Source organism: Fusibacter sp., from assembly GCF_057447755.1.
This window is the reverse complement of sequence record NZ_JBVBZF010000315.1, coordinates 1-4,033: the sequence shown is the minus strand read 5'-3', so window position 1 is coordinate 4,033 and position 4,033 is coordinate 1. Positions and strand designations below refer to the sequence as shown.

The following is a 4,033-nucleotide window of genomic DNA, read 5'->3' as shown; positions in this document are numbered from 1 at the left end:
TTCAGCAGGTACTTCAAATGCATTCTCACATGGCCAGTTAAGGAAGGATTTCATTTCAGAAATACCATCGTTACCAAGTGGTGAACCATGTACCTTATGAGAACCTTGTTTTGAAGGACAGCCATAACCAATTATTGTTTTTACGATAATAATGGATGGTTTTTCAGTCTCAGCTTTTGCATCGTTAATTGCTTTTTCAATAGCTGCTGTATCATTACCATCTTCCACAGTAAGCACTTGCCAATGCATCGCTTCAAAACGCTTAGCAACGTCTTCTGTAAATGCAATATCAGTACTACCTTCGATAGAAATCTTGTTTGAATCATACATGAGTACGAGCTTACCAAGCTTTAAGGTACCAGCAAGAGATGCAGCCTCATAAGAAATACCTTCCATTAAACAACCATCACCCGAAATTGCATAAGTGTGGTGGTCAACAATATCATAACCTGGCTTATTGAATTTTGCAGCAAGGTGTGCTTCTGCCATTGCAAATCCAACTGCATTTGCAATACCTTGACCTAAAGGACCTGTAGAAATCTCAACACCAGTTGTGTGACCAAACTCTGGATGTCCAGGTGTCTTACTGTCAAACTGTCTGAAATTTTTGATCTCTTCCATTGAAAGACCATAGTTGAATAAATGTAATAAAGAATACATGAGCATTGAACCATGACCAGCAGATAAAACAAATCTATCTCTGTTATGCCAATGCGGATTGCTTGGACTGTGCTTTAATGACTTTGCCCATAAAGTGTATGCCATTGGTGCTGCACCAAGCGGAAGTCCAGGGTGACCAGAATTCGCCGCTTGAATTGCTTCAGCTGACAAAACTCTTATCGCATTAATTGTCATATTTTCTACCATAATTAAACCAACCTTTCTTAATTTCTTATCATAAACATTATATAGTGTAACCCTTTGAATAACAATATTAGACTTTCAAAATTGTCATTTGTTCATAAAAATTAATAAATACTTCTCATTTTGATTAAAAAAATGCTAAGCGCCATAAATTAGGGACGGTTATGACTGTTCACTTAAATTAAGCGTTGGTCATTTACCGTCCCTTTTTTGTATGTTACTTCGATTTTATTATGCCTGAAAATTAACTGTTTTTGCTGGAATGATCGTTGATATAGCATGCTTATAAATCATTTGTTGTTTGCCTTCACTGTCTAAAACGATCGTATAACTGTCGAAACCTTTTACAAGACCTCTAATTTGGTATCCACTGATTAAAAAGATCGTAATGTGTGTTTGGTCTTTTCTGCACTGATTTAAAAATACATCCTGTAAATTGATAGCACTTTTCATTGCTCCCCCTCCTTCTATTCTATAATTTTATATGGTTGATAAAATAGTCTCTACGACCGCCTCTTTAGTCGAAACTGTCTCAAGATCGATCCATTGAATATCCTCATAACGCTTGAACCACGTCATTTGCCTCTTGGCATATCTTCGGGAATTTTGTTTCAATAGAGAAATCATGGTATCTAGGTCATAAAGGCCATTTAAATACGCTAGAACTTCTTTGTATCCTATACCCTGCATTGACTGAAAACTATCATCTAATCCTAAGCTTTTCAATTTTTTTACTTCATCGATAAGGCCAGCCTCAAGCATTAGGTCTACGCGTTTGTTAATTCTTGCATAAAGTTTTAACCGATTACGAGTGAGGCCGATTAAAATCACTTCATAATCTCTTGTTTTAACGGGATCAAGTGTGAAATCACCCACATTTTGACCAGTGACTTTGTTAATTTCAAGCGCTCTAATAACACGTCTTAAATTATTAGGGTGAATTTTCTCAGCTGCCACAAAATCCACCTTTTTTAAAAGATCATGTACGGCATCATTGCCTTCACTTTCTGCCATGGCTTCCAGTGATGTCCTATAAGCCTCATCAGACGCAGATGCGCCAAAATGCATTTCGTATAGGAGGGCATTGACATAAAGCCCTGTTCCACCTGTGATGATTGGTATTTTACCAGCTTCATGTAGCCTTGAAATAATGGTTTTAGCATCTCTTTGGTATTCACTCACCGAATAATTTTGATCTGGTTCAACAAAATCTATAAGATGATGCTTAACACCTTGCATTTCAGTAGTTGTGGGCTTCGCTGACCCTATATCCAATTGTTTATAGATTTGAACCGAATCACATGAAATGATTTCAGTATCAAGTGCCTTGGCTACTTCTATTGAAATATCTGTTTTTCCAACAGCAGTCGGTCCAACGATGACCAATATCTTATTCATGTTTTCTCCTATTATCATATATTTTTAATTAAAAAACTTCAACGATTACTTTTAAAGTTATTTTATCACCCTATAATTTTTTTGTGATCTGTCAATTTATATTATTCAATATTTATATCTAAACATGCTATATTTCTAATTAGACAAACAAATTAATTTTTAATTGCGCTCGTTTTCATTTTATCTTTACTATATAATCCGCTATATTACTGCCTTAAAAAGGTTCCATTGTTTCTAACGATACGCAACACAGCTTTTGAATTATGCTAGATTTTTAAGTTCTTAAAGTATACGCTTAAATTTCTTCTCAATTTCGGATTTACTAAAGCTGATAATAATAGGTCTACCATGCGGGCATGTATATGGCTCATTTAAATATTTAAGTTGTTCCAGTAGAGAGTCCACTTCGATTGTTGCTAACTTATCGTTCGCTTTAATAGCGGCTCTACAAGCACGACTCATGAGTTTTTCGAATATTAAATCATCCATACGGTCTGACAATCCATCCATTATTTCAAGTAAAATGTCCTTGGCAGTTTCTATGTTAAACATGTTTGGAATTTCCCTAACAATGATGCTCTTGTCCCCAAATACGGAGACATCAAATCCCAATCGCTTGAAATACCGCTGATGCGAATTAAATTCATGCATTCTCAAATGATCCAGCTCAATTATTTCGGGCAATAATAATCCCTGAGAAATTATCTCACCATCTTTATAAGCTTTTAAGTATCGCTCATAATATATTTTCTCATGCGCTGCATGTTGGTCAATCAAGTATAGATGATTGTCTTTTTCACATAGTAAATAAGCATTTATAAAGGTTCCAATATATCTGAGCTCATCATAAACTGTGCCTTGATAAATTGGTTTATCATAAAAATTTATTTCCTCAACGAACTCAAATAGGGGTTCTAAAGATACACTTGAAAAATCTATCTTAGGTGGTGCCACGTACTCATGGCCTTGAACCGATTCTCTAGCCACAAAGTTTTTTCTTGAACCCTCTTGAGACTCACTTTGATTATGAGAGCGCACAGCCTCGGATTGAACTTGTGAGTTTTCCCTTTGACCTAGAGCATTATTATTTTGACTTTGAGCGTTTTCATTATGCCCTTGCCCACCTAGATTATGTTGTCCAAGCGCTTCAGTACCTTTAAGAGATGATACATCTAAATCCTTACGACTGTACTCATTTATACGACTTGAAACAGACTTATGACTAGTTAACTCTCCCCTATTAAGAAGGTCGCCAGCGTCTACCTCAACACTTTTAGCAGTCACATCAATATTTCCATCCATCGGTTTAGACAAATCACTTATTATGGCCATATCACTTGCGTTTGACGCATCTACCGCTTTAGTCACATGACCTGTTTCATTAGATCCATTTATTTTTAAATCAGTCTTTGATGGATCCTGTGTTGGTGTGGTTGGTGGATTATCTCGATTTACTGGATCCGCTTGAGGATTGTCAATTTTTCTCATAACCGCAACTTCTTTCAGACTCACTTCTGGTATTTGATTTTGAAGATTAAAGGCCTTTTTAAGCGCGGTATAGATGAACTGTTTCAAGACACCATCGTCATGAAATTTAATTTCTGTTTTAGCAGGGTGAATATTGACGTCTATTTTATCTGGATCTATTTCAAGGAATAAAAAGCACACAGGATATCTGTTATTCATCAAATAAGGCTTATATGCCAATTGGATGGCATCCTTAATGATATCACTTTTCACATATCGTCCATTGACGAATACGATCTGTTGC

The 4,033-nt window shown here is 35.9% G+C and carries 4 protein-coding genes; all 4 read right to left on the bottom strand.

Translation table 11 applies throughout. The annotated features are described in order from the left end of the window. Positions 1-867: thiamine pyrophosphate-dependent enzyme (locus AC220I_RS19255; protein ID WP_486725487.1), on the bottom strand; the 867-nt coding region annotated here is incomplete at its 3' end. 228 nt (positions 868-1,095) lie between these two features. Further along, positions 1,096-1,317 (bottom strand): RNA chaperone Hfq, encoded by a 222-nt coding sequence (gene hfq / locus AC220I_RS19250; protein ID WP_069872771.1) that lies wholly within the window; start codon positions 1,315-1,317, stop codon positions 1,096-1,098. A gap of 27 nt (positions 1,318-1,344) precedes the next feature. Then, entirely contained in the window at positions 1,345-2,262 is a 918-nt protein-coding gene (gene miaA, locus AC220I_RS19245) for a tRNA (adenosine(37)-N6)-dimethylallyltransferase MiaA (protein ID WP_486725486.1), read from the bottom strand. Between the two features lie 282 nt (positions 2,263-2,544). Further along, positions 2,545-4,033, bottom strand: a 1,489-nt coding sequence (gene mutL, locus AC220I_RS19240; protein WP_486725485.1) for a DNA mismatch repair endonuclease MutL, incomplete at its 5' end; no start/stop codon positions are given.

What these genes read in the sequence shown, in the direction of transcription:
- hfq (WP_069872771.1), bottom strand. Translation starts at nt 1,317, where the DNA reads ATGAAAAGTGCTATCAATTTACAGGATGTATTTTTAAATCAGTGCAGA.
- miaA (WP_486725486.1), bottom strand. Translation starts at nt 2,262, where the DNA reads ATGAATAAGATATTGGTCATCGTTGGACCGACTGCTGTTGGAAAAACA.